Genomic DNA, 2,634 nt, shown 5'->3' with positions numbered 1-2,634 from the left:
AGGGCGTGACCTCGAAGACCTTGTCGGCGACGAGGCCCAGCGCCAGCATCTTGTCGGCGATGGGGATGTCGAGCACGAGGATGCGGGTGTGGGCGGTGCGCACGGTCTTGTCCATGCCGAGCCGGACGCGCAGATCGATGATCGGCACGCCCTGGCCGCGCACGTCACGCAGGCCGAGCAGATGCGGCGGCCCATGGGGAATGCGCGAGGGGTCCTCATAATCGAGGATTTCACGCACGACCCCGACCGGCACGGCGAAGATTTCCGCGTCGAGGCTGAAGGTGACGAACTGGGCTTCAACGGATGTCGGTGCCATGATCAAGCGCTCTCCTTGAATTCGTAATCCTCTTCATCCGGGCCGCCCATGTCGAGCGCGAAGCCCTTCACGCGGGCCTGCTGGCTGGCCACGCTCTGGCGCGCCACGGCAGGCGTAGACCGGGATTTGAATGCGACGGCCTTGCCACGTGCCGGCGCCGTGCGTGCCGGGGCCTGGCTCATCGGCTGGCGGGTCTGTCCCTGATCAACCCTGAAGAAGGAGATCGACGCCTGCAGTTCTTCCGCCTGGGCGGCCAGCTCTTCCGAGGTGGACGACATCTCTTCCGATGCCCCGGCATTCTGCTGGGTCACCTTGTCGAGCTGCTGGATCGCCTCGTTGATCTGCGAAGCGCCGATATCTTGCTCGCGACAGGCGGCCGAGATTTCCGAGACCAGTTCGGCGGTCTTGCGAATATCGGGCACCAGACGGTTCAGCATATCGCCGGCCTCGGTCGCGACCTGAACGGTATCGCCGGAGAGCGCGGAGATTTCGGCGGCGGCGGCCTGTGAGCGTTCGGCGAGCTTGCGAACCTCCGAAGCGACGACGGCAAAGCCCTTGCCGTGTTCCCCGGCGCGTGCGGCTTCCACTGCGGCATTGAGTGCAAGGAGATCGGTTTGACGCGCGATTTCCTGGACGATGGAGATCTTCTCGGCGATGGTGCGCATGGCGCCGACAGCGCGGTTGACGGCCTGGCCCGAGATCTCGGCGTCCTTGGCGGACTGACGGGCGATCTTCTCGGTCTGGGCGGCGTTGTCGGCGTTCTGCTTGATGTTGGCGGCCATCTCTTCCATCGAGGCGGAGGCCTCTTCGGCCGAGGATGCCTGCTCGGTGGCACCTTGCGAGACCTGCTCGGAAGCCGAGGAGAGTTCCTGGCTGCCGGAGGAGACGTTGTCGGATGCGGCCAGCGCATCGGCGACGACGACCCGGAGACGCTCGACCATGCTCTCGAGCGCGTGGCCCAGCATGTCCTTGTCCGACATCGGCTTGACGTTGACCGTCAGGTCGCCGCTGGCGATGCGGTCGGAGAGAAGGGCGGTCTCGCGCAGATTGGCCGTCATCTGGTTGATCGCGGTGACGACATCCTTGATCTCGTCATTGGTCTTGATCTCGATGTTCTGGTTGAGATCACCGATCGCGACGGCCTCCGCGACGGTCTTGATCTTGCGCAGGCCGCTATTGATGCTCATCGCGATCCAGGTTGCAATGGCGACAGACAGGATCAGCAGCAGAGCGACACTACCGATCACCAGGTTGCGCGAGAACGCATATTCCTGATCCGTGGCGTCATTGGTCTGATTGAGGTCGAAAATGATTGCCTCGTTGACCGCCTTGACGGCGCTCACCATGTCATTGGTGACCTTGCGAGCCTCACCCATGGAAATGTCGGCGGCTTGCTTATCCGTCGCTTCCGTATTCAGGATGGCCAGCTTGACGACCTGATCGTCGAGCTGTTGCCACTTGGCGTAGAGTTCGGAGAAACTCGCCATCTTCTCAGTGACGACGGGATTGCGCGTCAGTTCAGAGATCTTGTGAACCGTTGCAGCAATTTCTGCTTTGTGAACGTTGATCTGGTCGCGGAAGCTCTCGTTGAGCTGTGTATCGTTGCTCAGAACGATGTTCTTCTCAAAGCGCACGGCATTGAGAACGGCTGTGGACAGATCGGTGGAGTTTCGCAAATTCGTGGCCGGGCCATCGACGATACGCGAGATCGCCGCATTCAACGACGAGAGCTGCGAAATCGAAAGCCCCGCCATGGCGACGGCCAAAAGGATGAGCAGCCCGAAGGCTAAGGTAAGCTTTAACTTGATGGTCATACGCATTGCGAGTCCCCATAGAGCGGTCGTTGGACCATAAGTTTGGGCGAAGGCCGCCCTATTGTTCTCGAAGACCGATCCTTCGGCACATCGAATAAGCGGCGATAAACACCGGCACCCCATTACCGGCGTTGGCGTCGGCGCGTGCTTCGACGCGCCGACGCCGGATATGCAGAACGCTTAGGCGCTCTGCAGGAAGTCGTTGTCATCCTCGTCGGGCCCGCCCATGTCGAGCGCAAAGCCTTTCGCTCGGGCTTGCTGCGCAGCGACCGTCTGGCGAGCAGACGCGTTGCCGGGATTACGTTTGATCTGGACAGGCGCGGCCTTGCCGCGGACGTGGCCTGCAGCTTCGCGCGCGCCGGCTCGACCCTGCTCGACCTTGAAGAAGGCGATGGAAGCCTGGAGTTCCTCGGCCTGTGCGGCGAGTTCTTCCGACGTGGCGGACATCTCTTCCGATGCCCCGGCATTCTGCTGGGTCACCTTGTCGAGCTGCTGGATCGCCTC

At 62.1% G+C, this 2,634-nt stretch carries 2 protein-coding genes and 1 pseudogene; all 3 read right to left on the bottom strand.

Going from position 1 to position 2,634, the window contains the following annotated elements:
- A partial coding sequence (locus tag BMX61_RS21965; protein ID WP_170855001.1) for a chemotaxis protein CheW occupies positions 1-316 on the bottom strand: 316 nt, incomplete at its 3' end.
- A 2-nt stretch (positions 317-318) separates the two neighbouring features.
- On the bottom strand, positions 319-2,136 hold the full coding sequence (locus BMX61_RS21960; protein ID WP_075628896.1) for a methyl-accepting chemotaxis protein: 1,818 nt from the start codon (positions 2,134-2,136) through the stop codon (positions 319-321).
- A 174-nt stretch (positions 2,137-2,310) separates the two neighbouring features.
- A pseudogene (locus BMX61_RS21955) lies at positions 2,311-2,634 on the bottom strand (methyl-accepting chemotaxis protein); the annotation flags it as partial.

Origin of the sequence: Xaviernesmea oryzae (genome assembly GCF_900109605.1) — a bacterium.
GTDB lineage: Bacteria > Pseudomonadota > Alphaproteobacteria > Rhizobiales > Rhizobiaceae > Xaviernesmea > Xaviernesmea oryzae.
The sequence above is the reverse complement of the archived record's forward strand: the minus strand, read 5'-3'. Positions and strand labels throughout refer to the sequence as shown.